At 71.2% G+C, this 24,804-nt stretch carries 22 protein-coding genes and 1 pseudogene; 17 read left to right on the top strand and 6 right to left on the bottom strand.

The window, feature by feature from the left end; translation table 11 throughout:
- Nucleotides 1–17 precede the first annotated feature (17 nt).
- The 9 genes from B1H29_RS12940 (at nucleotide 18) to B1H29_RS12900 (ending at nucleotide 11,061) form a co-directional block, all read left to right on the top strand.
- Nucleotides 18–1,820, top strand: coding sequence for an ABC transporter substrate-binding protein (locus tag B1H29_RS12940; protein WP_055418025.1), 1,803 nt, complete (start codon nucleotides 18–20; stop codon nucleotides 1,818–1,820).
- Nucleotides 1,821–1,933: 113 nt separating this feature from the next.
- Nucleotides 1,934–2,911 carry an ABC transporter permease gene (locus B1H29_RS12935; protein WP_055418024.1) on the top strand — a complete coding sequence of 326 codons (978 nt, stop codon included), beginning with the start codon at nucleotides 1,934–1,936 and terminating at the stop codon, nucleotides 2,909–2,911.
- Nucleotides 2,912–2,921: 10 nt separating this feature from the next.
- A complete protein-coding gene (locus B1H29_RS12930) occupies nucleotides 2,922–3,983 on the top strand; it encodes an ABC transporter ATP-binding protein (RefSeq protein ID WP_055418023.1) in 1,062 nt (353 codons plus the stop codon).
- Nucleotides 3,984–4,010: 27 nt separating this feature from the next.
- Nucleotides 4,011–5,156, top strand: coding sequence for an ABC transporter ATP-binding protein (locus B1H29_RS12925; RefSeq protein WP_055418022.1), 1,146 nt, complete (start codon nucleotides 4,011–4,013; stop codon nucleotides 5,154–5,156).
- Between the two features lie 225 nt (nucleotides 5,157–5,381).
- The gene (locus B1H29_RS12920) at nucleotides 5,382–7,007 is read left to right on the top strand and encodes a peptide ABC transporter substrate-binding protein (RefSeq protein WP_055418021.1); all 1,626 of its coding nucleotides are present in this window, start codon (nucleotides 5,382–5,384) and stop codon (nucleotides 7,005–7,007) included.
- Nucleotides 7,008–7,016: 9 nt separating this feature from the next.
- Nucleotides 7,017–7,940, top strand: a complete 924-nt coding sequence (locus B1H29_RS12915; protein WP_055418020.1) for an ABC transporter permease — start codon at nucleotides 7,017–7,019, stop codon at nucleotides 7,938–7,940.
- Complete coding sequence (locus B1H29_RS12910) at nucleotides 7,933–8,925, top strand: ABC transporter permease (RefSeq protein ID WP_055418019.1); 993 nt, start codon at nucleotides 7,933–7,935, stop codon at nucleotides 8,923–8,925. The genes B1H29_RS12915 and B1H29_RS12910 overlap by 8 nt, the downstream gene beginning before the upstream one ends.
- A gap of 8 nt (nucleotides 8,926–8,933) precedes the next feature.
- Nucleotides 8,934–9,917, top strand: coding sequence for an ABC transporter ATP-binding protein (locus B1H29_RS12905; RefSeq protein ID WP_055418018.1), 984 nt, complete (start codon nucleotides 8,934–8,936; stop codon nucleotides 9,915–9,917).
- Nucleotides 9,910–11,061 carry an ABC transporter ATP-binding protein gene (locus B1H29_RS12900; RefSeq protein ID WP_055418017.1) on the top strand — a complete coding sequence of 384 codons (1,152 nt, stop codon included), beginning with the start codon at nucleotides 9,910–9,912 and terminating at the stop codon, nucleotides 11,059–11,061. The genes B1H29_RS12905 and B1H29_RS12900 overlap by 8 nt, the downstream gene beginning before the upstream one ends.
- A gap of 136 nt (nucleotides 11,062–11,197) precedes the next feature.
- Here the strand turns inward: B1H29_RS12900 and B1H29_RS12895 are convergent, their stop codons facing one another.
- Nucleotides 11,198–13,312 (bottom strand): S9 family peptidase, encoded by a 2,115-nt coding sequence (locus tag B1H29_RS12895; RefSeq protein WP_055418016.1) that lies wholly within the window; start codon nucleotides 13,310–13,312, stop codon nucleotides 11,198–11,200.
- 188 nt (nucleotides 13,313–13,500) lie between these two features.
- Between B1H29_RS12895 and B1H29_RS12890 the strand changes: the two genes are divergently transcribed.
- A complete protein-coding gene (locus B1H29_RS12890) occupies nucleotides 13,501–13,695 on the top strand; it encodes a hypothetical protein (RefSeq protein WP_029393692.1) in 195 nt (64 codons plus the stop codon).
- Here the strand turns inward: B1H29_RS12890 and B1H29_RS12885 are convergent.
- Together B1H29_RS12885 and B1H29_RS12880 are read right to left on the bottom strand one after the other, a co-directional pair.
- Nucleotides 13,685–13,888 (bottom strand): DUF397 domain-containing protein, encoded by a 204-nt coding sequence (locus B1H29_RS12885; RefSeq protein ID WP_055418015.1) that lies wholly within the window; start codon nucleotides 13,886–13,888, stop codon nucleotides 13,685–13,687. The genes B1H29_RS12890 and B1H29_RS12885 overlap by 11 nt on opposite strands.
- Nucleotides 13,885–14,748: a helix-turn-helix domain-containing protein gene (locus B1H29_RS12880; RefSeq protein ID WP_055418014.1), complete on the bottom strand. Its 864-nt coding sequence runs from the start codon at nucleotides 14,746–14,748 to the stop codon at nucleotides 13,885–13,887. The genes B1H29_RS12885 and B1H29_RS12880 overlap by 4 nt, the downstream gene beginning before the upstream one ends.
- A 130-nt stretch (nucleotides 14,749–14,878) precedes the next feature.
- Between B1H29_RS12880 and B1H29_RS12875 the strand changes: the two are divergent.
- The 5 genes and pseudogenes from B1H29_RS12875 to B1H29_RS12855 all read left to right on the top strand — a co-directional run bounded on the left by B1H29_RS12875 (nucleotide 14,879) and on the right by B1H29_RS12855 (nucleotide 19,924).
- A pseudogene (locus B1H29_RS12875) lies at nucleotides 14,879–15,765 on the top strand (helix-turn-helix domain-containing protein).
- A gap of 58 nt (nucleotides 15,766–15,823) precedes the next feature.
- Nucleotides 15,824–16,060, top strand: coding sequence for a hypothetical protein (locus B1H29_RS38080; protein WP_055418013.1), 237 nt, complete (start codon nucleotides 15,824–15,826; stop codon nucleotides 16,058–16,060).
- A gap of 10 nt (nucleotides 16,061–16,070) precedes the next feature.
- Nucleotides 16,071–16,946 (top strand): N-acetyl-1-D-myo-inositol-2-amino-2-deoxy-alpha-D-glucopyranoside deacetylase, encoded by an 876-nt coding sequence (gene mshB, locus B1H29_RS12865; RefSeq protein ID WP_055418935.1) that lies wholly within the window; start codon nucleotides 16,071–16,073, stop codon nucleotides 16,944–16,946.
- Nucleotides 16,943–17,365, top strand: coding sequence for a DUF6113 family protein (locus B1H29_RS12860; protein ID WP_055418012.1), 423 nt, complete (start codon nucleotides 16,943–16,945; stop codon nucleotides 17,363–17,365). Before mshB ends, B1H29_RS12860 begins: the two co-directional genes overlap by 4 nt.
- A 156-nt stretch (nucleotides 17,366–17,521) precedes the next feature.
- Nucleotides 17,522–19,924, top strand: coding sequence for a hypothetical protein (locus B1H29_RS12855; RefSeq protein ID WP_055418011.1), 2,403 nt, complete (start codon nucleotides 17,522–17,524; stop codon nucleotides 19,922–19,924).
- A 164-nt stretch (nucleotides 19,925–20,088) separates the two neighbouring features.
- Here B1H29_RS12855 and B1H29_RS12850 read toward each other — a convergent pair whose 3' ends face one another.
- Nucleotides 20,089–20,991, bottom strand: a complete 903-nt coding sequence (locus tag B1H29_RS12850; RefSeq protein ID WP_055418010.1) for a transglutaminase-like domain-containing protein — start codon at nucleotides 20,989–20,991, stop codon at nucleotides 20,089–20,091.
- Between the two features lie 30 nt (nucleotides 20,992–21,021).
- A complete protein-coding gene (locus B1H29_RS12845; RefSeq protein ID WP_063787494.1) occupies nucleotides 21,022–22,035 on the bottom strand; it encodes a GNAT family N-acetyltransferase in 1,014 nt (337 codons plus the stop codon).
- A gap of 140 nt (nucleotides 22,036–22,175) precedes the next feature.
- On the opposite strand from B1H29_RS12845, the gene fdxA reads away from it, so the two are divergent.
- Complete coding sequence (gene fdxA / locus B1H29_RS12840) at nucleotides 22,176–22,496, top strand: ferredoxin (protein ID WP_003973842.1); 321 nt, start codon at nucleotides 22,176–22,178, stop codon at nucleotides 22,494–22,496.
- 133 nt (nucleotides 22,497–22,629) lie between these two features.
- The gene (locus B1H29_RS12835) at nucleotides 22,630–23,727 is read left to right on the top strand and encodes a bifunctional succinyldiaminopimelate transaminase/glutamate-prephenate aminotransferase (RefSeq protein ID WP_055418009.1); all 1,098 of its coding nucleotides are present in this window, start codon (nucleotides 22,630–22,632) and stop codon (nucleotides 23,725–23,727) included.
- A gap of 405 nt (nucleotides 23,728–24,132) precedes the next feature.
- Here B1H29_RS12835 and B1H29_RS12825 read toward each other — a convergent pair whose 3' ends face one another.
- Complete coding sequence (locus B1H29_RS12825; RefSeq protein WP_055418008.1) at nucleotides 24,133–24,564, bottom strand: hypothetical protein; 432 nt, start codon at nucleotides 24,562–24,564, stop codon at nucleotides 24,133–24,135.
- Nucleotides 24,565–24,804: the final 240 nt, after the last annotated feature.

Here is a 24,804-nt window from a genome sequence, read left to right as displayed (position 1 = left end):
CAGGTGGATTCGTCCCTATGAGCATCTTCCGTAACCGCACCGCCACGGCCGCCATAGTCGCGGTCGCAGCCGGCGCCCTGACCCTCACCGCCTGCGGTGGTGGCGACAGCGACAGCTCGTCCAAGGACGCCAGCAAGCAGAAAGAGGACGCCAAGTCGCAGTCGAAGCCGGTCAAGATCGGTGACGCCAAGGCGTCGGTCGGTCCGGCCCCCGAGGTCCCGGGAGCCAAGTCGGGCGGCACGGTCACCGTGTACCAGGAGGACGACTTCTCCCACCTGGACCCGGGCCAGATCTACGTCTCGGACGGCAAGCTGCTCAGCCGCCTCATCTTCCGCGGTCTGACCCAGTACCAGGAGGACGAGAACGGCCAGATGACGGTCGTGGGCGACCTCGCCACCGACGCGGGCAAGCCGTCCGACGGCGGCAAGACCTGGACGTACACCCTCAAGGACAACCTGAAGGACGAGAACGGCAACCCGATCAACGCGGCGGACATCCGCAACACGGTCGAGCGCCTGTACTCCAACTACATCACCGACGGTCCGACGTACCTGCAGCAGTGGCTGTCCGGCGCCGGCACCACCTACCGTGACGCCTACGCCGGCCCGGACAAGGGCAAGCACCTGCCCGACACGGTCCTCGAGACGCCGGACGACAAGACGATCGTCTTCCACTTCAAGGACGCGCGGCCCGACGTCCCGCAGATGCTGACCATGCCCGGTTACAGCGTCGTCCCGGAGGAGACGGACACCAAGGCGAAGTACGACTCCGACCCGGTCGCCGTGGGTCCGTACAAGATCGCCGACTTCAAGCCGGGCAAGTCCATGAAGCTCGTCAAGAACGCCCAGTGGGACCCGAAGTCCGACTCGGTGCGTCACCAGTACGTCGACGGGTTCAACATCTCGATGAACCACGACGACGAGGACCAGACCAAGACCCTCCTCGCCGACCAGGGCGAGGCCAAGAACGCCATGATGTTCACGGGCCAGGTCGCCACCACGCAGCTCCAGAAGGTGGTGGGCGACAAGGAGGCCATGAAGAACCGCACGATCCAGGGCTACGCGCCCTACGTGTGGCAGCTCAACTTCAACCTGGACCGCGTCAAGGACAAGAAGCTCCGTGACGCCATCACCCTGGCGCTGCCCTCCGACGCGGTCTTCAAGACCGACGGTGGTGCCTACGGCGGTGAGGTCGCCAACTCGCTGATGTCGCCCACCACTCCGGGCTACAACGAGGACTTCGACCCGTTCAACCGGCACAAGAAGCCCAACGGTGACATCGAGGCCGCCAAGAAGCTGATCAAGGAAGGCGGCTTCGAGGGCAAGAGCCTCGTCTACGCCTACGGCAACACGCCGGTCCGTCAGAAGCAGGCCGTCCTGATCGCCGACGCCCTGGAGAAGATCGGTCTCGACATCCAGAAGAAGGAGATCGACTCCGCCACCTGGTACGAGCAGGTCGGCAAGGTCAAGAACGGCTACGACCTGTACATGACCGGCTGGGGCCAGGACTGGCCGTCCGCCTCCACGGTCATCCCGCCGGTGTACGACGGCACGCAGATCCAGGACGGCGCGTCGAACTACTCGCACATCAACGACGAGCACGTCAACTCCGAGATCAAGCGCATCGAGAAGATCGCTGACCCGGCCGAGGCCACCAAGGCCTGGGCGGAGCTGAACGAGTACATCTCCACGGAGGTCAACCCGGCCGCGCCGATCTACTACACCAAGGTCTTCCAGATCTTCGGTTCGAACATCGGCGGTCTCCGCTACAGCTCCGACTCGAGCTACGTGGACGTGACCCGGATCTTCCTCAAGAAGTAACCGTCAGGCCGGGACTTCGGTGGTGGGCGCGCGGCGGAGCGCCCACCACCGGGGCCCGGACACCTCCCAGCCTCCCCCTCCGATTGCCGCCGTCCTGAGAGCAGCTGCCTGCCATGCTTCAATTCCTCATTCGCCGGACGTTCGGCGCGGCGCTGATTCTGCTGTTGATCAGTGCGTTCACGTTCTTCATGTTCTTCGCGATCCCGCAGGACCCGGCCATGCTGGCCTGTGGCAAGAACTGCACTCCGGACGCGCTGGCGATCATTCACCAGAACCTCGGCCTCGACAAGCCGGTCACCGTCCAGTACTGGAACTTCCTGATCGGCATCTTCGCCGGGCGTGACTTCGCCGTCGGCCACTGCAGCGCCCCCTGCTTCGGCGTCTCCTTCGCCAACGACCAGAACGTCTGGGACACGATCCTCGACCGCTTCCCGCTGACCGTCTCGCTGACGCTCGGCAGCCTGGTGGTCTTCCTCATCCTCGGCCTCGGCGCCGGCATGCTGGCCGCCAAGTACCGCGGTACCTGGATCGACAAGGTGTTCAGCTCCGGGTCGCTGGTCGTCAGCTCCCTGCAGATCTACTTCCTCGGCCCGCTCGTGCTGCTCGCGTTCGTCTACAGCACCGGCTGGCTGGAGAAGCCGAAGTACGTGCCGTTCTCCGAGGACCTCGGCGGCTGGTTCGCGGGCCTGCTGATCCCCTGGGTCGTCATGGCGACCATCTTCACCGCCAACTACACCCGTATGAGCCGCTCGTCGATGATCGAGCAACTCCAGGAAGAGCATGTGAAGGCGGCCCGCGCCAAGGGCATGTCGGGCAACTACACCTTCTTCCGCTACGCCTGGCGCGGCTCCCTCGTCCCCATCGTCACCATCCTCGGCATCGACCTGTCCGCGCTGATGGGCGGCGGCATGGTGACCGAGCTGACGTTCGGTCTGGCCGGGGTCGGCCGGCTGGCGCTGGACTCCGTCACCAACAAGGACCTGCCGATGCTGATGGGCGTCATGCTCGTCAGTGCCGCGCTCATCATCGTCTTCAACCTGATCGTGGACGCCCTGTACGCCGTCATCGACCCGCGCGTGCGCCTGTCCTAGGAGAACCACCGTGACCACTCAGACCAAGCCCGATGAGGCCCCGGCCGCCGCCGCGGGGGACGCGTTTCTCTCGGTGCGCGACCTCAAGGTCCACTTCTCCACCGAGGGCGGCGTCGTCAAGGCGGTGGACGGGCTCTCCTTCGACCTGGAGCGCGGCAAGACCCTCGGCATCGTGGGCGAGTCCGGCTCCGGCAAGTCGGTGACCAACCTGGCCGTGCTCGGCCTGCACGACCGCCGGAAGACCGCCATCGACGGGTCGATCACGCTGGACGGCCAGGAGCTGACCGACGCCGACGAGAAGCAGTTGGAGAAGCTGCGCGGCAAGAAGATGGCGATGATCTTCCAGGACGCGCTGACCGCGCTGTCGCCGTACTACACGGTCGGCCGGCAGATCGCCGAGCCGTTCATCAAGCACAACGGGGCGTCCAAGAAGGACGCCCGGGTGCGCGCCATCGATCTGCTGGAGAAGGTCGGCATCCCGCAGCCGCAGACGCGCGTCGACGACTACCCGCACCAGTTCTCCGGCGGTATGCGGCAGCGCGCCATGATCGCCATGGCCCTCTCCTGCAACCCGGACCTGCTCATCGCCGACGAGCCGACCACGGCCCTCGACGTCACCGTCCAGGCGCAGATCCTCGACCTGCTCAAGGACCTCCAGCAGGAGTTCGGCTCCGCGATCATCATGATCACCCACGACCTGGGCGTGGTCGGCAACATGGCCGACGACATCCTGGTCATGTACGCGGGCCGCGCCGTCGAGCGCGGCACGGTGCGCGAGGTGCTCAAGTCGCCCCAGCACCCGTACACCTGGGGCCTGCTGGGCTCGATGCCGAGGCTCTCCTCCGACGTCGACGAGCCGCTGCTGCCGATCCCGGGATCGCCGCCCTCGCTGCTCAACCCGCCCTCGGGTTGCCCGTTCCACCCGCGCTGCGGCTTCACCGACCTGGTGTCCGGCAGTCGCTGCTCGGGTGAGCGTCCGACGCTCGCCCAGGGCCGCGCGGCCGCCTGTCACCTGACGGGGGACCAGCGGCAGCAGGCGTTCATCGACAAGATTCAGCCCCGGCTGGGCTGAGCGGAAACCGGCGACTGGGGCATCACCATGAGCGACAACAGCAAGACGACCACGGCGGTGGCCGACACGTTCCCGCAGCAGCGGGACGGAGACACCGCGCCGCTCCTCAAGGTCAGCGGCCTGTCGAAGTACTTCCCGATCAAGGGCGGCTTCCCGATCAAGCGCACCGTCGGCCACGTCAAGGCCGTCGACGGTGTCGACTTCGAGGTCTACCCGGGCGAGAGCCTGGGTCTCGTCGGCGAGTCCGGCTGCGGCAAGTCGACGACCGGCCGGCTGCTGACCCGCCTGTACGAGCCCACCCAGGGCACCATCGAGTACCGGGGCCAGGACATCACCCGCGCCAACCGGCGCCAGTTGGCGCCGATCCGGTCCGAGATCCAGATGATCTTCCAGGACCCGTACGCGTCGCTGAACCCGCGGCAGACCGTCGGCACGATCATCTCGGGCCCGATGGAGATCAACGGGATCAACCCGCCCGGCGGCCGGGAGAAGCGCGTCCGCGAGCTGCTGGAGATCGTCGGTCTCAACCCGGAGCACTACAACCGCTTCCCGCACGAGTTCTCCGGCGGTCAGCGCCAGCGCATCGGTGTCGCCCGTGCCGTCGCCCTGGAGCCGAAGCTGATCGTCGCCGACGAGCCGGTCTCCGCGCTCGACGTGTCGATCCAGGCCCAGGTGGTGAACCTGCTGCAGGAAGTGCAGCGGGAGATGGGGATCGCGTTCGTCTTCATCGCCCACGACCTGGCGATCGTGCGGCACTTCTCGCAGCGCGTCGCGGTGATGTACCTGGGCAAGGTCGTGGAGATCGCGGACCGCGACTCGCTCTACAACCGCCCCCGTCACCCGTACACGCACGCCCTGCTGTCGGCCGTGCCGGAGGCGGACCTCGACGTCGCAAAGCGGGAGCGGATCCGGCTCGAGGGTGACGTGCCCTCGCCGATCTCGCCGCCGTCCGGCTGCCGGTTCCGTACCCGGTGCTGGAAGGCGCAGGACAAGTGCGCGACCGAGGAGCCGCCGCTGGTCCGGCTCTCCGGCAACCGGGAGGGCCACCTGACGGCCTGCCACTTCCCGGAGGCGGGTACGACGGAGGCCAGGGACGCGGACATCGTCATGGACCAGGGCCTGAAGGCGCTGGAGGACGACGCCGACGGCGGCGCGGCGGTCTCCAAGAGCTGAAGCGGGCACGACCGAGGCGACCCGGCAGGAGAGCGGGGGCGGGAGGAGGACTCCCGCCCCCGCTCCGTGCGTGTGCGGCCGCCTCCCGCGGCCCCTCCCTCCCGGCACCCGTCCGGAGGACATCCGCAACCCGTACGGACCGGACGGGTGTGCGCCACGGAGCGGCCCCCCTGAAGCTGACCGGTAACGGACCAGCGGACGAGTCAGGGCACGAGGAGGCACTCCATGCGCGGAGCCACGCACGCCAAACGGGCCGTGTGCGCGGTGATGGTGGCCCTCGCGGCGACCGCCTGCGGAGGCGGGGGCGGCAGCGGCCAGGACACGAGCGCGGTCCTCAGCTCCTCCTGGGGCGACCCGCAGAACCCGCTCGAGCCGGCCAACACCAACGAGGTCCAGGGCGGCAAGGTCCTCGACATGATCTTCCGGGGCCTGAAGAAGTACGACCCGGAGACCGGCGAGGCGCAGAACATGCTCGCCGAGAGGATCGAGACCTCCGACTCGCGGAACTTCACCGTCACCGTCAAGGACGGCTGGACCTTCAGCAACGGCGAGAAGGTCACCGCCCAGTCCTTCGTGGACGCCTGGAACTACGGCGCGAGCCTGAGGAACAACCAGCGCAACGCGTACTTCTTCGCGTACATCGAGGGCTACGACAAGACGCACCCCGAAAGCGGCGAGCAGAGCGCCGACACGCTCTCCGGGCTGAAGGTCACCGGGCCCCTCACCTTCACCGTCGAGCTCAGCCAGAAGTTCTCGACCTTCCCCGACACCCTCGGCTACCCGGCCTTCGCGCCGCTGCCCCGGGCCTTCTTCGACGACCACGACGCCTGGCTGAAGAAGCCGATCGGCAACGGCCCGTACATGGTGGACAACTACACCCGCGGCTCCCAGATGTCCCTGCGCAAGTGGGAGGAGTACCCGGGACCGGACAAGGCGCGGAACGGCGGCGTCGACCTGAAGGTCTACACCGACAACAACACCGCCTACACCGACCTGATGGCCGGCAACCTCGACCTCGTCGACGACGTCCCCGCCGCCCAGCTCAAGAACGTCGAGAACGACCTCGGCGACCGGTACATCAACACCCCGGCCGGCATCATCCAGACGCTCGCCTTCCCGTTCTACGACGAGGACTGGAACAAGCCCGGCTCCGAGAAGGTCCGCAAGGGCCTGTCCATGGCGATCGACCGCGAGCAGATCACCGACACGATCTTCCAGCAGACCCGCACCCCGGCCACCGACTGGACCTCACCGGTCCTCGGCGAGGACGGCGGGTACAAGGCCGGCCTGTGCGGCGAGGCCTGCGAGTACAAGCCCGACGAGGCCAAGCAGCTCATCAAGGACGGCGGTGGCCTCCCCGGCGGCCAGGTCAAGATCACGTACAACGCCGACACCGGCTCCCACAAGCAGTGGGTCGACGCGGTCTGCAACTCCATCAACAACGCCCTGGACAACCAGCGCGCCTGCGTCGGCAACCCGGTCGGCACCTTCGCCGACTTCCGCAACCAGATCACCGACCGGAAGATGAGCGGCCCCTTCCGCGCCGGCTGGCAGATGGACTACCCGCTCATCCAGAACTTCCTCCAGCCGCTCTACTACACCAACGCCTCCTCCAACGACGGAAAGTGGTCCAACGAGGAGTTCGACGACCTCGTCGACCGGGCCAACGCCGAGACGGACACCGCCAAGGCCATCGGTCTCTTCCAGCAGGCCGAGGAGGTCCTGAGGGACGAGATGGGGGCCATCCCGCTCTGGTACCAGAACGGCAGCGCCGGCTACTCGGACCGGCTGTCCAACGTGGAGCTCAACCCGTTCAGCGTCCCGGTCTACAACGAGATCAAGGTCGGCTGAGGGGGCGCCATGGGACGCTACGTCGTCCGGCGGCTGCTCCAGATGATCCCGGTCTTCATCGGGGCCACGCTGCTGATCTTCCTGATGGTCAACGTGATGGGCGACCCCGTCGCGGGCCTGTGCGGCGACCGGGAGTGCGACCCGGCGACGGCCGCGCGACTGCGGCACGAGTTCGGCCTCGACCAGCCCGTGTGGCAGCAGTACGTCACCTACATGGGCAACCTCTTCACCGGCGACTTCGGCACCGCCTTCAACGGCCAGCCGGTCACCGAGCTGATGGGCACGGCGTTCCCGGTCACCATCCGGCTCACCATCATCGCCATCCTCTTCGAGATCGTCGTCGGCATCGTCCTCGGCGTCGTCACGGGCCTGCGCCGCGGCCGGCCCGTCGACACCGGGGTCCTGCTGCTCACCCTGGTCGTCATCTCCGTCCCCACCTTCGTCACCGGCCTCCTCCTCCAGCTCCTGCTCGGCGTCAAGTGGGGCTGGATCGACCCGGCCGTCTCGTCCGAGGCCCCGTTCCGCGAGCTGATCGTCCCCGGCCTGGTCCTCGCCTCGGTCTCGCTGGCGTACGTCACCCGGCTGACCCGGACCTCCATCGCGGAGAACCGGCGCTCCGACTACGTCCGCACCGCCATCGCCAAGGGCCTGCCCCGCCACCGGGTCATCAGCCGGCACCTGCTGCGCAACTCCCTCATCCCCGTCGTCACCTTCATCGGCACCGACATCGGCGCCCTGATGGGCGGAGCCATCGTCACCGAGCGGATCTTCAACATCCACGGCGTCGGCTACCAGCTCTACCAGGGCATCCTCCGCCAGAACACGCAGACCGTCGTCGGCTTCGTCACCGTCCTGGTCCTGGTCTTCCTCGTCGCCAACCTCCTCGTCGACCTCCTGTACGCCGTACTCGACCCGAGGATCCGCTATGCCTGAGCAGGAGCCCTACGAGCCGGAGCGCGCCATCGCCGGCACCGGCATGGGCGGCACGATGGACCTCGGCGCGAGCGAGGCGGTCACCCTCGAGAAGACCCCGGCGGGCCCGGACGGCGGCCCCGGCCCCGGCCCCCGGGACAAGCCCCGCAGCCTCTGGTCCGACGCCTGGCACGACCTGCGCCGCAACCCCGTCTTCATCATCTCGGCCCTGGTGATCCTCTTCCTGTTCGTCATCTCCGTCTGGCCGTCGCTGATCGCCTCCGGCAGCCCCCTCGAATGCGACCTGGCCAAGGCCCAGGAGGGCTCCCAGTCCGGCCACCCCTTCGGCTTCAACGGTCAGGGCTGCGACGTCTACACCCGCACCGTCTACGGCGCCCGCACGTCGGTGGCGGTCGGCGTCCTCGCCACGCTCGGGGTCGCCGTCCTCGGCAGCGTCCTCGGCGGGCTCGCCGGGTTCTTCGGCGGCGCGGGCGACGCGGTCCTGTCCCGCATCACCGACGTGTTCTTCGCGATCCCGGTCGTCCTCGGCGGTCTCGTCCTCCTCTCCGTCATCACCAGCAACACCGTCTGGCCGGTCATCGGCTTCATCGTGCTGCTCGGCTGGCCGCAGATCTCCCGCATCGCCCGCGGCTCCGTCATCACCGTCAAGCAGAACGACTACGTCCAGGCCGCCCGCGCGCTGGGCGCCTCCCACTCCCGGCTGCTGCTGCGCCACATCGCGCCCAACGCCATCGCGCCCGTCATCGTCGTGGCGACCATCGCGCTCGGCACCTACATCTCCCTGGAGGCGACCCTGTCCTTCCTCGGCGTCGGTCTCAAGCCGCCCAGCGTCTCCTGGGGCATCGACATCTCCGCCGCCGCCCCCTACGTCCGCAACGCCCCGCACGCGCTGCTGTGGCCCTCCGGGGCGCTCGCCATCACCGTCCTCGCGTTCATCATGCTCGGCGACGCGGTGCGCGACGCCCTCGACCCGAAGCTGAGGTGAGCCGCCGCATGCTGCTGGAAGTGCGCGACCTGCACGTGGAGTTCCGCACCCGGGACGGCGTCGCCAAGGCCGTCAACGGCGTCAGTTACGGCGTGGACGCGGGCGAGACCCTGGCCGTCCTCGGCGAGTCCGGCTCGGGCAAGTCCGTCACCGCCCAGACCGTCATGGGCATCCTCGACGTCCCGCCGGGCCGGATCACCGCGGGCGAGATCCTCTTCGAGGGCCGGGACCTGCTGCGACTGAAGGAGGAGGAACGCCGCAAGGTCCGCGGCGCCGAGATGGCGATGATCTTCCAGGACGCGCTGTCCGCCCTCAACCCGGTCCTCACCGTCGGCGACCAGCTCGGCGAGATGTTCACCGTGCACCGCGGGATGTCCCGCAAGGACGCCCGGACCAAGGCCGTCGAGCTGATGGACCGCGTACGCATCCCGGCCGCGAAGCAGCGGGTGCGGCAGTACCCGCACCAGTTCTCCGGCGGCATGCGCCAGCGCATCATGATCGCCATGGCGATGGCCCTGGAGCCGAAGCTGATCATCGCCGACGAACCGACCACCGCCCTCGACGTCACCGTCCAGGCCCAGGTCATGGAGCTGCTCGCGGAACTCCGGCGCGAACTGCACATGGGCCTGATCCTCATCACCCACGACCTCGGCGTGGTCGCCGACGTGGCCGACAAGATCGCCGTCATGTACGCCGGCCGGATCGTGGAGACGGCGCCGGTCCACGACATCTACAAGGCGCCCGCCCATCCCTACACCCGCGGCCTGCTGGACTCGATCCCGCGTCTGGACCAGAAGGGCCAGGAGCTGTACGCCATCAAGGGCCTGCCGCCCAACCTCACCCGGATCCCGCCCGGCTGCGCCTTCCACCCCCGCTGCCCGATGGCCCAGGACGTCTGCCGCACCGACGTGCCGCCCCTGTACGACGTGACGGACTCCGACGCGGAGCGGGGCAGTGCCTGCCACTTCTGGAGGGAGTGCCTGCATGGCTGAGGCGACCGAGCCGATCCTCGAAGTGCGCGGGCTCGTCAAGCACTACCCGCTCACCACCGGCATCGTTTTCAAGAAGCAGGTCGGCGCGGTCAAGGCGGTCGACGGCGTCGACTTCCACCTCGACCGGGGCGAGACCCTGGGCATCGTGGGCGAGTCCGGCTGCGGCAAGTCCACGGTCGCCAAGATGCTGGTCAACCTGGAGAAGCCGACGGCCGGCGAGATCCGCTACAAGGGCGAGGACGTCACCAGGCTGTCGGGCAAGGCCCTCAAGGCCGTACGCCGCAACATCCAGATGGTCTTCCAGGACCCCTACACCTCCCTCAACCCCCGCATGACGGTGGGCGACATCATCGGGGAGGCCTACGACATCCACCCGGAGGTGGCGCCGAAGGGCGACCGGCGGGCACGGGTCCAGCACCTGCTGGACGTGGTCGGCCTCAACCCCGAGTACATCAACCGCTACCCCCACCAGTTCTCCGGCGGCCAGCGCCAGCGCATCGGCATCGCGCGGGGCCTCGCCCTGCGCCCGGAGATCATCGTCGCCGACGAACCGGTCTCCGCCCTCGACGTCTCCGTGCAGGCCCAGGTGATCAACCTGATGGGCCGCCTCCAGGAGGAGTTCGACCTCTCCTACATCTTCATCGCCCACGACCTGTCGATCGTCCGGCACATCTCGGACCGGGTCGGCGTGATGTACCTCGGCCGCATCGTGGAGACCGGCCGCGACGCCGAGATCTACGACCACCCGACCCACCCCTACACCCAGGCCCTGCTGTCCGCCGTGCCCGTGCCCGACCCGGAGGCCCGGGAACACCGCGAGCGGATCATCCTGGCCGGCGACGTGCCGTCCCCGACCGACATCCCCTCCGGCTGCCGCTTCCGTACCCGCTGCTGGAAGGCGCGGGAGCGCTGCGCCCTGGAGGTACCGGCGCTGGCGGTGCCCGCCGAGTTCCGGGGCGTGTCGGGTCCCGCGGCCCACGACTCGGCGTGCCACTTCGCGGAGGAGAAGCAGGTGGTGCCGCCGGAGGAAGGCGGCACGGACGGACCCGGCGGCCCGCACGGCCGGCACGGCTCGCACCGGGAGGACGCCGAGGACGCCGAGGGCGCCGAGGACGGCGGTGGGCACGGCGGCGGGCCGGGGTGACATGGCGCTCCCCGGCCCGCCTACGGCACCCGCACGGCCGTACGCTGATCAGCCTCGCGCGTCCGTATGTCGGAACCGCGTCGGTGAAGTTGCCAGCGTGTTGAAGCGGTGGGTGCCTTCGGGTGAGGGGGTGAGGTCAGGTCAGCGACCGCTTGAGGAAGTCCACCTGGAGGAGCAGCAGGTTCTCGGCGACCGACTCCTGCGGGGTCATGTGCGTGACGCCGGACAGGGGGAGCACCTCGTGCGGGCGTCCGGCGGCCAGCAGGGCCGAGGACAGGCGCAGGGAGTGGGCGACCACCACGTTGTCGTCCGCCAGCCCGTGGATGATCATCATGGGGCGGTGCGGCTCGGCGGCGTCGACCAGGCCCGCGTCGTCGATCACCGAGTTGCGGCGGTAGACCTCCGGCTGCTCGTCCGGGTGGCCGATGTAGCGCTCCTGGTAGTGGGTGTCGTACAGCCGCAGGTCGGTGACCGGGGCGCCCACGACGGCGGCGTGGAAGACGTCCGGACGGCGCAGGGCCGCCAGCGCCGCCAGATAGCCGCCGAAGGACCAGCCGCGGATGGCGACGCGGTCCAGGTCGAGCGGGAAGTCGGCGGCGAGGGCGTGCAGCGCGTCCACCTGGTCCTGGAGCACGACGGCGGCCACGTCGTCCTTGATGGCCTTCTCCCAGGCGGGGGAGCGGCCGGGGGTGCCGCGGCCGTCGGCGACCACGACCGCGAACCCCTGGTCGGCGAACCACTGGGACGTGAGGTGGGCGTTGTGCGCGGCCGCCACGCGCTGACCGTGCGGGCCACCGTAGGGGTCCAGGAGAACGGGCAGGGAGGTGTCACCGCGGTAGTCCCTTGGCATAAGCACGGCGCACGGGACACGCCGTGCGCCCCCTTGGATGAGCGTCACGCGCGGGGACAAACCGGGGTCTTCGGCATAAGAGGCGACCGTCGCCAACGGCTTCCCGTCCCGGAGGACCTGTGCCCGCGCCCCCGGTCGGTCGAGCGTCGCGGAGACGAGAACGGTCACGCCCCCGGCACGCACCGCCGAGTGCACGCCGGGCTCCTGCGAGACGCGCTCCACGCCGAGTTCGTTGACCCGGTACACGTGCACCTCGCCCGTCTCCGGCTCGGCCGCCTCCTCACCCGCCGACGCGGAAACCAGCACGTCGTCGCCTGAGACGTCCAGTACGGCCCGCAGATGCAACTGCGCACCGGTGAGCGGTCGTTCACCGACCGCCAGCACTCGCGCCCCGCCCTCGTCGGCGATCCGGACGAGCTGCCCGGAGGGGCTCCAGCAGGGCACGCCGGGGAAGAGTTCCAGCCAAGTTGGATCTTCGTCGGCGTGCACCATCCGGGTCGTCCCGGAGTCGGTGTCCACCGCCAGGATCAACTGGCTGCGCTGGTCGCGCGCCTGTACGAGAAGGAGTGGCGCACCCGCCGCTGACCAGTGCACTCGCGCCAGGTACGGATAGCGCGCCCGGTCCCAGAGGACCTCCGTGCGCCCCCCGTCCAGCCCGACCACGAACAGCCGTACGTCCGCGTTGGCGGTGCCCGCCGCCGGGTACGGCACGTGTTGTGGATCACGCCCGGGATGGGCCGGGTCGGAGATCCACCACCGCCGCACCGGCGTGTCGTCCACACGCGCCACCAGCAGCCGGTCCGACTCCGGGCCCCACCAGAAGCCCCGGCCGCGCCCCATCTCCTCGGCGGCGATGAACTCGGCGAGCCCGTACGTGACACCCTCCGCGTCCGCCTCGGCCAGCGCCCTGTCACCGTCCCCCTCGGCGCCCACGACCCGCAGGGCGCCCTGGGCGACGTAGGCGATGTGCCGGCCGTCGGGGGAGGGGCGCGGGTCGATCACCGGCCCGGGGGTGGGCAGTTCGAGTGCCGTCCCGGCCCGCAGCTCGGCCGCGAAGAGCCGCCCTGACAAGGCGAAAGAGGCCAGCTCGACGGCCGCGTCGGTGGCGTAGCCGACGATGCCGGCGCCGCCCTCGCGGCTGCGTTCACGCCGTGCCCGCTCCTCGGGCGACAGACGCTCCTCGGCGCCGCCCAGGAGGACGCGCGGGTCGGCGGCGACGCGCTCGCCGCCCTCCTCGGTATCGAGGATCCACAGTGAACTGGCCCGGTCCGTGCCGGTGCCGGAGCGTAGGAAGGCGACCCGGGAACCGTCGGGTGCCACGGTGAACGAACGCGGCGCGCCGAGCGTGAACCGCTGGGTGCGGGCGTGCCGTTTGGGAAAGGAGTCGGACTCGGTCGTCATGCCCTGACCATATTGGCCATGCGCCCCCTTGTGCGGCCGTGCGCCGAGAGATGCGCGCGCACGGATAGTTATGATCACTGGCGCATAGTGGGTATCAACCAGATGCCCGCTGCGTGGATTTATCTGCCCCAAGGTTCGACTGCGTCCGACCCCCCCCATGTCCCTGGGCTTATTGGAGGTGAGCCGCCGTGGCACTCTCGATATCGGCGGTTGTGCTGCTGGCGATCATCGTCTTCCTGCTGGTCAAGAAGTCAGGACTGAAGGCGGGGCATGCGGTCGTCTGCATGCTGCTCGGCTTCTACCTGGCCTCGTCGACCGTCGCACCCACGATCAGTGAGCTGACGACGAACATCGCGGGGATGATCGGAAGCATCAACTTCTGACGGCGGTCACGAAGTCGGCCCAGGCCTCCGGAGTCACCACGAGCCGGGGGCCGGCGCCCGGGCGGTTCTTGGAGTCGCGGACGTGGACGGTGTCGGGTTCGTTGGCGATCTCGACGCAGGAGTCCGTTTCCCCGCCGCTGCTGTAACTGCTCTTGAACCACGCCAGGTCTGTGGACGAGGACGTGCGGATCATGTCTCCCCCAGCAGTTGCTCGATGAAGGCGGTCGACTCACGCGGCGTGAGGGCCTGCGCCCGGATGATGCCATACCGCAGTTCAAGGATACGGAGCTGCCTCGGATCAGTGACCGGTCGACCGCCGGCGATCCCCGGGGAGCGGCCCACTGCCGTACCGTCGCCGAACTTCAGCACCTCGATCCCGCCGTCTACCCCGGCGTGCTCCTCGCAGTCCATCGGCATCACCTGGATCTCGACGTTCCGCAACTGCGCGACTTCGAGCAGGTGCTCAAGCTGTCGACGCATCACGACGGAGCCGCCGAGACGTCGTCGAAGCGTCCACTCGTCCTGGACGAAGCTGAGTTCGGGTGCGGGGTCACGTTCGAAGACTGCCTTCCGGGCCATGCGGGCGGCCACGCCCCGCTCGATCTCCTCCTGGGCGTATCCCGGACGCCGCATCCGGAACAGTGCCAGTGTGTGTTCCGGCGTCTGCAACAGACCGTGGACGTTCACGGGGTCGTAGAGCTGAAGCTCCACCGCCCGCGCCTCCATCTGCGCCAGATCCCGCACCTTCTTCGGGTACCGGACCTTCCGCACGTCCTCCTTCATCGCCGAGATGAGCCCGCCCGCGTCCAGTACTTGGTCCGCGGTGTCGAGATAGTCGAGCCGGGGGATGCGCTTGCCGCCCTCGACCTTGTAGACCATGTCCTCCCCGTACCCGACCGCCACTCCGAACTCGGCGGCCCGCATCCCCGCCGCCTCGCGCCGCAGCTTCAACTGCCGTCCCACCGTGGCGATCACGGCGAGCGCCCAGTCGTCGTCCGGGTCCACCTCCCATCCCGGCTCGTCCGTCTGTTCCGTCTCGACGTCCACCGACATGTCGCGCCCCTCCGTAGTCCCGCGCCGTACGGCCGTTGCCCTACCCACAGCAACGCCGCCGACGGCCCGGACGGCACCGGACAAGCCCTGGACAGTCGCGGACACGGCGTCTCCAGGCACCGGAACCAGCGTGCCCCCGCACGCCCAGGCCCGCGTTGCGGGCGACAAGCACCCGAACCGGCGGCCCGGCGCGGCCCACCGCACCGGCGGGATCGTCCACGACAACACCCGCCACGCCACCCGCTTCACGGTGGTCGGCAACCACCTGGCCCAGCACCGCGAGCTGTCGCTCCTGGCCATCGGGCTCGGCACGCACCTCCAGTCGCTGCCCAAGGGCGCCCCCGCCGACATCAAGACCCTCACCGCCCGCTTCCCCGAGGGAGCGACCCGGATCTCAGCCGCCCTGCGCGAGCTGGAAGCCCACGGCTACCTGCGCCGGGAACGCGTACGCACTCCTGACGGCCGCATCGTCACCCGGACCGTCTCCTGCAACCAGCCCGCCTCGGCCCGCGACAGGTGCGGGCCGCGGGAGGGGGCCGAGGATCAGGAGACACGGCGGGAGCCGCACGGGCAACGTGGCCAGCGCGAGCGGCGCGCACCCCGGAAGACCCTGCCCACGGTCCCGCGCCCCGGGCACCCCGTCCCGGCCCTGCTCCAGAAGGCCACCGATCTCCTCGCGGGCCTCCACCGCGTCGACTCCCGCCTGCTCCTCTCCGCCTGCGACACGGACCACCTGGCTCCAGGCGTCGCCGCCTGGCTGGAGCGGGACGTCGGCCCCGCAGCCGTACACCAAGTCCTGACCGCCGACCTGCCACCCGAGGGACTGCGCCGCCCCGCCGCCTTCCTCGCCCACCGCCTCATGGCCCAGCTACCGCCCCCGCCCCCGTTCCGCGTACCGGCCACGCCGCCCCCGGTACGGCCCCCCTGCAGAACTGCGACGACTGCGACCGCGGCTTCCGCGCCCCGGAACCCGGCCGCTGCCGCGACTGCCGAACCGACCACCTGGAGGACGCCTAGCATGAACGTGACGGTCCTTGCCCGAGCCCGTGGGCACAGACGACGAGGAGCGAGCGCCATGACCATCGCACCCCACAGCGCACCGCAGGGCGCCTCCCACCTCTACCGGGCCCACGCGGTCTTCGACCCCCGCACCGGCACCGGCGCCGTCTTCACCGACATCCACGCCACCCCGGACGGCCCCCGCTACGCCACCCGCAAGGACTTCGTCTACGGCGAGGAGGTCACCGTCGCGGAGTGGACGATCCCCACGGACGGTCTCCCGCGTTACGAGGACGAGCACGCGGCCTCATAGGGTGGAGCCCATGACGGAACTCCCCGCCCGGCGTCTGCTGCTGGTGCACGCGCACCCGGACGACGAGTCGATCAACAACGGCGTCACCATGGCCAGGTACGCCGCCGAGGGCGCCCACGTGACGCTGGTGACCTGCACCCTCGGCGAGCGGGGCGAGGTCATCCCGCCCGAGCTCGCGCATCTGACCGGCGCCGCCCTGGGCGGGCACCGCAGGGGCGAGCTGGCGGCCGCGATGCGCGCGCTCGGCGTCGACGACTTCCGGCTGCTCGGCGGGCCGGGACGGTTCGCCGACTCGGGGATGATGGGACTGCCCGACAACGACGACCCCGGATGCCTCTGGCAGGCCGACGTCGACCGGGCCGCAGAGCTCCTCGTCGAGGTGATCCGCGAGGTGCGTCCCCAGGTGCTCGTCACCTACGACCCCGACGGCGGATACGGCCACCCCGACCACATCCAGGCCCACCGCATCGCCATGCGGGCGGTGGAGCTGGCCGCCGAGGCGGGGTGCCCGGTCGCCAAGGTCTACTGGAACCGGGTGCCGCGCACCGTCGCCGAGGACGCCTTCGCCAGGCTGGGCGAGGAGCTGCCGGGCCTGTCCTTCGAGAAGGCGGCCGCCATCGACCACGTACCGGGCGTCGTCGACGACGAGCGGATCACCGCCGAGATCCGCGGCGAGGGCTCCACGCACGCCGCCAAGGCCGCCGCCATGCGCGCGCACGCCACCCAGATCACCGTGGACGGGCCGTACTTCGTCCTCTCCAACGCACTGGCCCAGCCCCTCTTCACCACCGAGTACTACGAACTGGTGCGAGGCGAGCCGGCAGCGGCCGGGGGCGGGCGCGAGAGCGACCTCTTCGCCGGGATCGAGACCGAGGAGGCGTCGTGAGCGGGCGCGGCGAACCCACGACCTCCGCCCTGGCGCAGCCCCTGCGCGCGCCGTCCCTCGGGCGGGCCGCCCTCTACTTGGGGCTCTTCGTGCTCGGCGCGGTCGTCGGCGTGGCGGGAGCGCTGGTGCAGCCCGGGTGGTTCCCGGGCGGACTGCTGCTCGCGCTGGCCGCGGAGGCGGGACTCTGCGTCGGCGCGGGCCGGGCCGTGGGGCGCCGGGGCGGGGCCGTCGCGCCCGCCGCGGGCTGGGCGCTCGCCGTGGTCCTGCTCACCAGCAGCCGTCCCGAGGGCGATTTCCTCTTCGCCGCCGACAGCGGCTCCTACCTCTTCCTGCTCGGCGGGATCGCCGTCGCTGTGATGTGTGCCACCCTGGCGCCCGTGCGGCAACCGGACGGCGACGCCGCCCGACTTGGCAAGTGACGTACCACTTCGCCGGGGCGCGGGCGTGCGAGTCCGGTGTGGGTTTCCCCGGCGGTCGCGGGATACGCGCGAGAAGTGGCCAGTATGGTGGTGCGCGCCGCCGAGCCGCCCGCTTTCTGGTGTGCCGGGCGGCGGAGCCAACCGGGAGAACCTGCCTTGAGTCGTGAAACTGACAGTCCGTCCTCCGGGCCCCACGGGCGCGGCGGAGCCGCATACCCGTCGGGTACCCCGCCCTACGGGACACCCACGGCTTCCGACGCCGGTGCGGACGCGGGCCGTTCGGCCCCGCGGCCGGAGGAGCGCAAGACCGAGACGACGCTGACGACCCGAATCCGGATCAACATCCCCGGGTCGCGGCCCATCCCGCCGGTCGTCATGCGCAAGCCCGTCGCGGACGCCGAGGGCGCCGCCGGCGACACGGAGGCGACGGCCGAGCGGCCCGCGCCCGCGCCCGCACCGAGTGCCGCGGGGCCCACGGGAGCCGTCGAGGCCCCCGCCGAGCCGGCTCAGCACGCCCGGCCGGGCGAGGAGAAGCCGACCAGCGACTGGTTCGCGCCGCGCAAGTCCGGTCCGGGCGCGGGCGCTCAGGGTGGCGGCCCCGCCAACGGCACCGGTCTGCCCGGCGGTTCCGGAGCTGCCGCGGGCCCGCCGGGCGCGCCTTCCGCGGGGCCCGCGGGGCCGGGTGCCGGTGCTTCCGGTGCCGGTGCGCGACCGGGCGGCGGGAGTGGCCGTCCCGGTGGCGTCGTCGGCTCCATGAACGTGCCGGGCACAACCCGCCCCGGCTCCACCAACGGCGCCGGACTGTCCGGGGCGACCGGCGGACCCGTGGCGCCCGGTCACGGCGGCGGTACCGGCTCCTTCGACGTGACCGAGGCGCTGGCGTCGGGACCGCTGGGCAACGGCGGCGGCAACGGCAACGGCGGCGGAACCCGCCCGGGCCCCGACGGCGGTGCCGGACCGCGCCGCGACGACCTGCCGTACTTCTCGGAGAACGGCCAGGGCGACCAGCGCCCCGGCCCCCGCGGCGGGCAGGGCGGCCCGAACGGGCAGTCACCGTACGGCGGCCCCCAGGGCCCCGCGGGCGCGACGGGCGGCCCGGTCACCGGGGACAGCCGGCTGACACCGCCCCCGGTCGGTGATCTCGGCGATCTCGGCGGTCTGGGTGCCAGGGCGCAGGGCGGCCCCGGCGCGCCCGACGGACAGCGCGGGCCCGCACCGAACGCCATGCGCGGCCCGGGTGGCCCCGGTGGCCCCGGTGGTCCGGGTGGTCCGGGTGGCATGGGCGGTCCCGCTGGTCCGGGTGGCCCGGCTGGCCCGGGCAGGCCGCAGGGCGCCGGCCCGGACGCCGCGCGCCCCGGCCCCGGCGGCGGGCTCAGCGACGACACCGCGATCCTCACCCCGCAAAAGCCGGCCCCCGAGCCGGGCACCCCCGGCTACGGCAACCCGGACAACGTCTCCGGGAACACCGTCACCAGCGGCATCCCCGTCGTGCCGACCGACCGGAACGCGCCGCCGTTCCAGGGCGCGCCCGGCGATGGACCGCTGCCGCACACGCCCCCGAAGCTGCCCGAACCGGTCTCCACGGCCCCGGCGGGCTCGGCCAAGCCGGCGAAGAAGAAGGGGCGCGGGAAGCTCCCGCTGCTCGTCGGCGGGTTGGTCGTGATCGCCGGTGTCACCTACGGCGCCGGCCTGCTCATGAACCGCTCCGACGTGCCGAAGGGCACCACCGTGCTCGGCGTCGACATCGGCGGCAGTACGCGCGACGACGCCGTCGAGAAGCTGGACGACGTCCTGTCCGAGCGCGCGAGCGAACCGCTCAAGCTCACGGTGGGCGGCGAGACCGTATCCCTCAAGCCGGACCAGGCGGGACTCCAGCTCGACACGCAGGCCACGGCCAGCGCGGCGGCGACGAGCGACTACAACCCGGTGTCCGTGATCGGCTCCCTCTTCGGCCGGCAGCGCGTCGTCGACCCGGTCATGCCCGTCGACGAGGAGAAGCTGCACGCCGCCCTGGAGGACGCCGCCGGCGGGGCCGGATCGGTGACCGAGGGCACGATCAGGTTCGAGTCCGGCAAGGCCGTCCCCGTGTACGGCAAGCCCGGCAAGGGCATCGACGTCGACAAGTCGACTGAGGCCGTGCAAGAGGCGTACCGCGCCCAGGTGGAGACGGGCACCGCCACCCCCGTGAACGTGCCGACCACCACCCAGCAGCCCACGGTCTCCAAGGCCGAGGTCGACCGGATGATGAAGGAGTTCGCCGAACCGGCGATGTCGGCCCCGGTGACCGTGCAGGCCGACGGCGCGCAACCCGTCCCGATGAGCCCGGAGAAGTCGCTCTGGAAGTTCCTCCGGGTCACGGCCGTCAACGGCAAGCTGACCGACAAGCCCGACCTGAAGGCCCTCGAGGACCTCTACGGCGGGGCTTTCGACGGCGTGCTCATCACCCGGGCCAACGGTGAGAAGACGCCCGTCACCCCCGAGGACGTCTACGGCGCCCTGCGCCAGGCCCTCAAGAGCAAGACCGACCGCGTGGCGGTCATCGAGACGAACCCGAGCTGACGCCGCTCGACGAGGGGCGCCCGGCGAGTGCCGGGCGCCCCTTCTCGGTGACCGCGAACGCCGGCTCCCGCCAGGAGGGCCGGCTGTACCGCCGAAGTCAGGAGGGCCGGCTGCACCGCCAGAAGGGTCAGCGGTACCGCCAGAGGGGCCCGGACGGCGAAACCTCAGTTGAGCATGGACCGAGCCACCCGCGCCTCCCCCCGCACCTGCTCCGCGACCGCCTCGTCCACCGCCCCCACAACCTCCGCGTACGCCTCCAGCTCCCCGGCGCCCGCCGCGAACTCCCCCCGCTGCACCAGCACCCGCGCCCGCTCGTACCGCAGCCGCGCCGCGTGCGCCGGCAACAGCAACGCCAGCTCGATCGCCCACAGCCCGACAGCCGACTGCTCCGGACGGCCCGCCGCCCACGCCCGGATGTTGTTCAGGATCCGCGACACCACGTCCAACGGCGCCGCGGGCCTCAGCATCGACGGCCGCAGCCCCGCCCCCGTCGCCCCGGCGACCAGCAGCTCCGCGTCGTTCCCACTGAGCACCCGGCCACCGTCGAACGGATCGGCGAGCACCCGTCCCTCCTCCGGCCCGCACTCCGGTCCGAGCCGCGATCCGGACTCGTCGGGTCCGAACTCCGGCCCGAACCCGACCACGAAGTGCCCCGGCAGCGCGACCCCGTACACCGGGGCCCCCGCCCGCCGGGCGACCTCCAGCCACACCACCGACAGCATGATCGGCAGCCCGCGCCGGCGCCGCAGCACCTCGTGCAGCAACGACGACTCCAGCCGCTGGTAGTCGGCGGCGACCCCGTGGAACCCGCACCGCTCGCCGAGCAGGTCCCGCAGCGCCACCGCCCAGGCCTGCGGCGACCCCGGCCGGAACGGCAGCAGCCCGGCCAGCCGGTCGAGCTCCATCTGCGCGGCGTCCAGGCCCGCCTCGTCCAGGGCCCCGTCCGCCTCCGCGCCCACCAGCAGGCAGAGCGTGGCCAGGTCGGGCCGCTCGGACCGCGCCTCTTCGGCGAACCGCCGCCGCACCTCGGCGGAGCGTTCCGGCGACGGGGGATGAGGATGGCGCATGGCTGGTTCGTGCCCTTTCGCGGTGATCGGTTACCGGTCCGTTCCGGCGTTCGGGGGCTCCCGGTAGTGGTGGTACGCGTGATGTGCCGTGAAGCCCATGCCGGCGTACAGCGCCCGCGCCCCCGCGTTGTCCGTCTCGACCTGGAGCCACGCCGCGGACGCGCCCTCGTCGAGTGCCCGCCGGGCCAGCGCGGCCATCACCGCGGTCGCGAGTCCCCGGCGACGCTGCGCGGGGTCGACCTCGACGGCCGCGAACGAGGCCCACCGCCCGTCCACGACACACCGCCCGATCGCCGCGGGGGCGCCCGCGGCCGCACCGGGCACCGTCGCGAACCACACCGACGGTCCGGCGTTCAGCACCCGCAGGGCCACGTCGCTCACCCCCTTGCGCTGGTACCGCGCCAGCCACGCCTCGTCCGCCTCCCGGGACAGGGCCACACCGGTCCCCTCCGCCAGGTCGGCGACCGGCGCCAGTCCGCCGGTCCACACCTCGGCCGTCACCTCCCGGATCCAGCCCCGCCGCTCCAGCTCGGCGGACAGCAGCTCCTGCGTGCCCTCGGCCCCGGTCGCGGTCTGGACGTACGCGGGCAGGCCCCGTTCGGCGTACCAGCGCCGTACGGCGGTCAGCGCCTCGTCGAGCGGCAGCCCCGGATCGCCCAGCGGGAGTACGGAGTTGGCCCGCCGGGTGAACCCGGCGGCCGCCCGCAGCTCCCACTCACCGAGCCGCTCGCCCTCCACGGGGCACCAGGCCCGCGAGGCAACCCTCGCCAGCTCCTCGTAGGAGGCGGCGGGTCCGCGCCGACGCGCGGGCGCCGACGGCACGACCTTCCCCGCGACCAACGCGGACTCGGGGATACGGACGGATTCGCCACTCTTCCGTGTGATGAGCAACACACCGTCGTTCCATGATGTGAGAACACCGACCGTGTCGGTGAAGTTCCCGCCCGCGACACCCGGTTCGCTCAAGCGCCGGACGGAGACTCGTTTGCCCACGTCAGCAGCGGTGATACGAACCTCAAGACGCCCTGCGGCAGAGATTTCCACGGGTCGGTCCACCCCTCCTGTTCGGATCATGCCCAAGAACGGAGATACTAGGGGCGGGCATCGACGACGCCGCGCTCCCGCGCGCCAGGCGGCGGAGCCTGAGGAGGCCCGCCAGCGCCCTATCGAGGAGGAACGACAGCGTGACCTACGTCATCGCGCAGCCTTGTGTCGACGTGAAGGACAAGGCGTGCATCGAGGAGTGCCCGGTCGACTGCATCTACGAGGGCCAGCGGTCCTTGTACATCCACCCGGACGAATGCGTCGACTGTGGTGCCTGTGAGCCGGTCTGCCCGGTCGAGGCGATCTTCTACGAGGACGACACTCCGGAGGAGTGGAAGGACTACTACAAGGCGAACGTCGAGTTCTTCGACGAGCTCGGCTCGCCCGGCGGCGCCAGCAAGCTGGGGCTGATCGAGCGCGACCACCCGTTCGTCGCCGCGCTGCCGCCGCAGAACCAGTAGGAGCGGCCCCGCACCGCGCCGCCCCGGTCCCGTACGGCTGATCGCCCCGATCGACGCCGTGCGGGACCGAGGCGTTTCGCCCCGCAGCCGCACCGGCCGCACCGGCCGCACCGAAGAAAGTGAGCCAGTCACCGTGTCCGCAGTCTCCGACCGGCTTCCGGCCTTCCCCTGGGACAAGCTGGAGCCGTACAAGAAGACGGCCGCCGCGCATCCGGACGGCATCGTCGACCTCTCCGTCGGCACCCCGGTCGACCCGGTCCCCGAGCTGATCCAGAAGGCCCTGATCGACGCGGCGGACTCACCGGGCTACCCGACGGTCTGGGGCACCCCGGCACTGCGCGACGCGATCACCGGCTGGGTCGAGCGCCGCCTCGGCGCCCGGGACGTCACCCACCGCCACGTCCTGCCCGTCGTCGGCTCCAAGGAACTCGTCGCCTGGCTCCCGACCCAGCTCGGTCTCGGACCCGGCGACCGGGTCGCCTTCCCGCGGCTGGCCTACCCGACGTACGAGGTCGGTGCGCGCCTGGCCCGCGCGGAGTACGAGGCGTACGACGACCCGACCGAGCTGGACCCGACGGGCCTGCGGCTCCTGTGGCTCAACTCCCCGTCGAACCCGACCGGCAAGGTGCTGTCGAAGCCCGACCTGACCCGGATCGTGTCCTGGGCCCGCCAGCACGGCGTCCTCGTCGTCTCCGACGAGTGCTACCTGGAGCTGGGCTGGGAGGCCGACCCGGTCTCCGTCCTCCACCCGGACGTCAACGGCGGCTCGTACGACGGCCTGGTGGCCGTCCACTCGCTCTCCAAGCGCTCCAACCTCGCGGGCTACCGGGCGGCCTTCCTCGCGGGCGACCCGGCCGTCCTGGGACCCCTCCTGGAGATCCGCAAGCACGGCGGCATGATGACCCCGGCGCCGACCCAGGCGGCCGTGGTGGCGGCTCTGGGCGACGACGAGCACGTCCGCGTCCAGCGCGAGCGCTACGCGGCCCGCCGCACGGCCCTGCGCGGGGCGCTCCTCGGCCACGGCTTCCGCATCGAGCACAGCGAGGCCAGCCTCTACCTCTGGGCCACCCGCGACGAGTCCTGCTGGGACACGGTGGCCCGGTTGGCCGAACGCGGCGTCCTGGTGGCCCCCGGCGACTTCTACGGCCCGGCGGGCGGCAACTTCGTCCGCGTAGCCCTCACGGCCACGGACGAGCGCGTACGCGCGGCAGTGGAGCGGCTGACGGCCTGAGGCCGGACGCCCGACGCCTGAGGTCTCACGCCGGACGCCCGAGGCCGGACGCCGGACGCCCGAGGCCGGACGCCCGAGGCCGGACGCCCGACGCCGGATGCCGGACGCCCGACGCCGGATGCCTGACGCCCGACGCCCGAGGCCGGACGCCCGACGCCGGATGCCGGACGCCCGACGCCGGATGCCTGACGCCGGACGCCCGAGGCCGGACGCCCGACGCCGGACGCATGGCGCCCGGCGCATGGCGCCCGGCGCATGGCGCCCGGCGCATGGTGCCCGGCGCCCTGGCCGCCCCACGCCGGGTGCGTGGTCGCGACGCGCGCCCACCGCCCCGGCGTGGACACGCGAACGCCGGGGCCTGGGAACCCCAGACCCCGGCGCCGTACGAGCCGGGCGCGGCCGCCGTCAGCCGACCGGCAGATCCTGCACCGGCAGCCCGCCCGTGCCCAGCGCGTCCTTCGGCAGTCCGTCCTTCGTGGCCGTCTGCGCCGTGTCACCGACGACGTCGCCGGCGGAGTCCGCCGCGTCACCGGCGGCCTTCTGGGCCACCGGGGTGGCCTTCTTGACGACCGAGCCACCGGTCTTGCCCGCGGCCGGCACGGACTTCTTGAGGGCCTTGCCGCCGGTGTCACCCGCGGTCTTGGTGACGCTCTGGGCCGCGGAGTCGACGGTGTTGCCGACGTTCGCCCCGTCCAGGGCGGTCAGTCCCCCGAGGTTCGGGGTGGCCGGCAGTTCGGGAGCCGCGCTGGCGGAGCCGGCCGCACCGACCCCGGCAGCCGCTCCCGCAGCGACGAGCAGCGCGGCACGGGCGATCCGGCGGGTCAGGGGGAGGGACATGATGCTCCTTCGACGGAAGTCAATGATGAGGAATCCGACCGTGCCCGGCGAGTGATCGACCGGGCTCGGACGCAGTGACTACCGCTCGAAGGCCAGGAAGGTTGCGGCGGCGCAACGTAAAGAGTTGGTAATGCGTCGCATTATCAGGTGCACAGAAAAACGGGCAAAAGGACTCCGGTTCGGGAAGTCTGCCGAATCCTTACAGCCCTTGATGCTCCTGGACTCCGGCGGAACGAGGGG

The organism is Streptomyces pactum, assembly GCF_002005225.1.
Taxonomy (GTDB): Bacteria; Actinomycetota; Actinomycetes; order Streptomycetales; family Streptomycetaceae; genus Streptomyces; species Streptomyces pactum_A.
The sequence above is the reverse complement of the archived record's forward strand: the minus strand, read 5'-3'. Positions and strand labels throughout refer to the sequence as shown.

What these genes read in the sequence shown, in the direction of transcription:
- mshB (WP_055418935.1), top strand. Translation starts at nt 16,071, where the DNA reads ATGACGGAACTCCCCGCCCGGCGTCTGCTGCTGGTGCACGCGCACCCG.
- B1H29_RS12885 (WP_055418015.1), bottom strand. Translation starts at nt 13,888, where the DNA reads ATGATCCGCACGTCCTCGTCCACAGACCTGGCGTGGTTCAAGAGCAGT.
- B1H29_RS12850 (WP_055418010.1), bottom strand. Translation starts at nt 20,991, where the DNA reads ATGCGCCATCCTCATCCCCCGTCGCCGGAACGCTCCGCCGAGGTGCGG.
- B1H29_RS12895 (WP_055418016.1), bottom strand. Translation starts at nt 13,312, where the DNA reads ATGACGACCGAGTCCGACTCCTTTCCCAAACGGCACGCCCGCACCCAG.
- B1H29_RS12915 (WP_055418020.1), top strand. Translation starts at nt 7,017, where the DNA reads ATGGGACGCTACGTCGTCCGGCGGCTGCTCCAGATGATCCCGGTCTTC.
- B1H29_RS12880 (WP_055418014.1), bottom strand. Translation starts at nt 14,748, where the DNA reads ATGTCGGTGGACGTCGAGACGGAACAGACGGACGAGCCGGGATGGGAG.
- B1H29_RS12905 (WP_055418018.1), top strand. Translation starts at nt 8,934, where the DNA reads ATGCTGCTGGAAGTGCGCGACCTGCACGTGGAGTTCCGCACCCGGGAC.
- B1H29_RS12925 (WP_055418022.1), top strand. Translation starts at nt 4,011, where the DNA reads ATGAGCGACAACAGCAAGACGACCACGGCGGTGGCCGACACGTTCCCG.
- B1H29_RS12900 (WP_055418017.1), top strand. Translation starts at nt 9,910, where the DNA reads ATGGCTGAGGCGACCGAGCCGATCCTCGAAGTGCGCGGGCTCGTCAAG.
- B1H29_RS38080 (WP_055418013.1), top strand. Translation starts at nt 15,824, where the DNA reads ATGACCATCGCACCCCACAGCGCACCGCAGGGCGCCTCCCACCTCTAC.
- B1H29_RS12935 (WP_055418024.1), top strand. Translation starts at nt 1,934, where the DNA reads ATGCTTCAATTCCTCATTCGCCGGACGTTCGGCGCGGCGCTGATTCTG.
- B1H29_RS12825 (WP_055418008.1), bottom strand. Translation starts at nt 24,564, where the DNA reads ATGTCCCTCCCCCTGACCCGCCGGATCGCCCGTGCCGCGCTGCTCGTC.
- B1H29_RS12920 (WP_055418021.1), top strand. Translation starts at nt 5,382, where the DNA reads ATGCGCGGAGCCACGCACGCCAAACGGGCCGTGTGCGCGGTGATGGTG.
- B1H29_RS12940 (WP_055418025.1), top strand. Translation starts at nt 18, where the DNA reads ATGAGCATCTTCCGTAACCGCACCGCCACGGCCGCCATAGTCGCGGTC.
- B1H29_RS12910 (WP_055418019.1), top strand. Translation starts at nt 7,933, where the DNA reads ATGCCTGAGCAGGAGCCCTACGAGCCGGAGCGCGCCATCGCCGGCACC.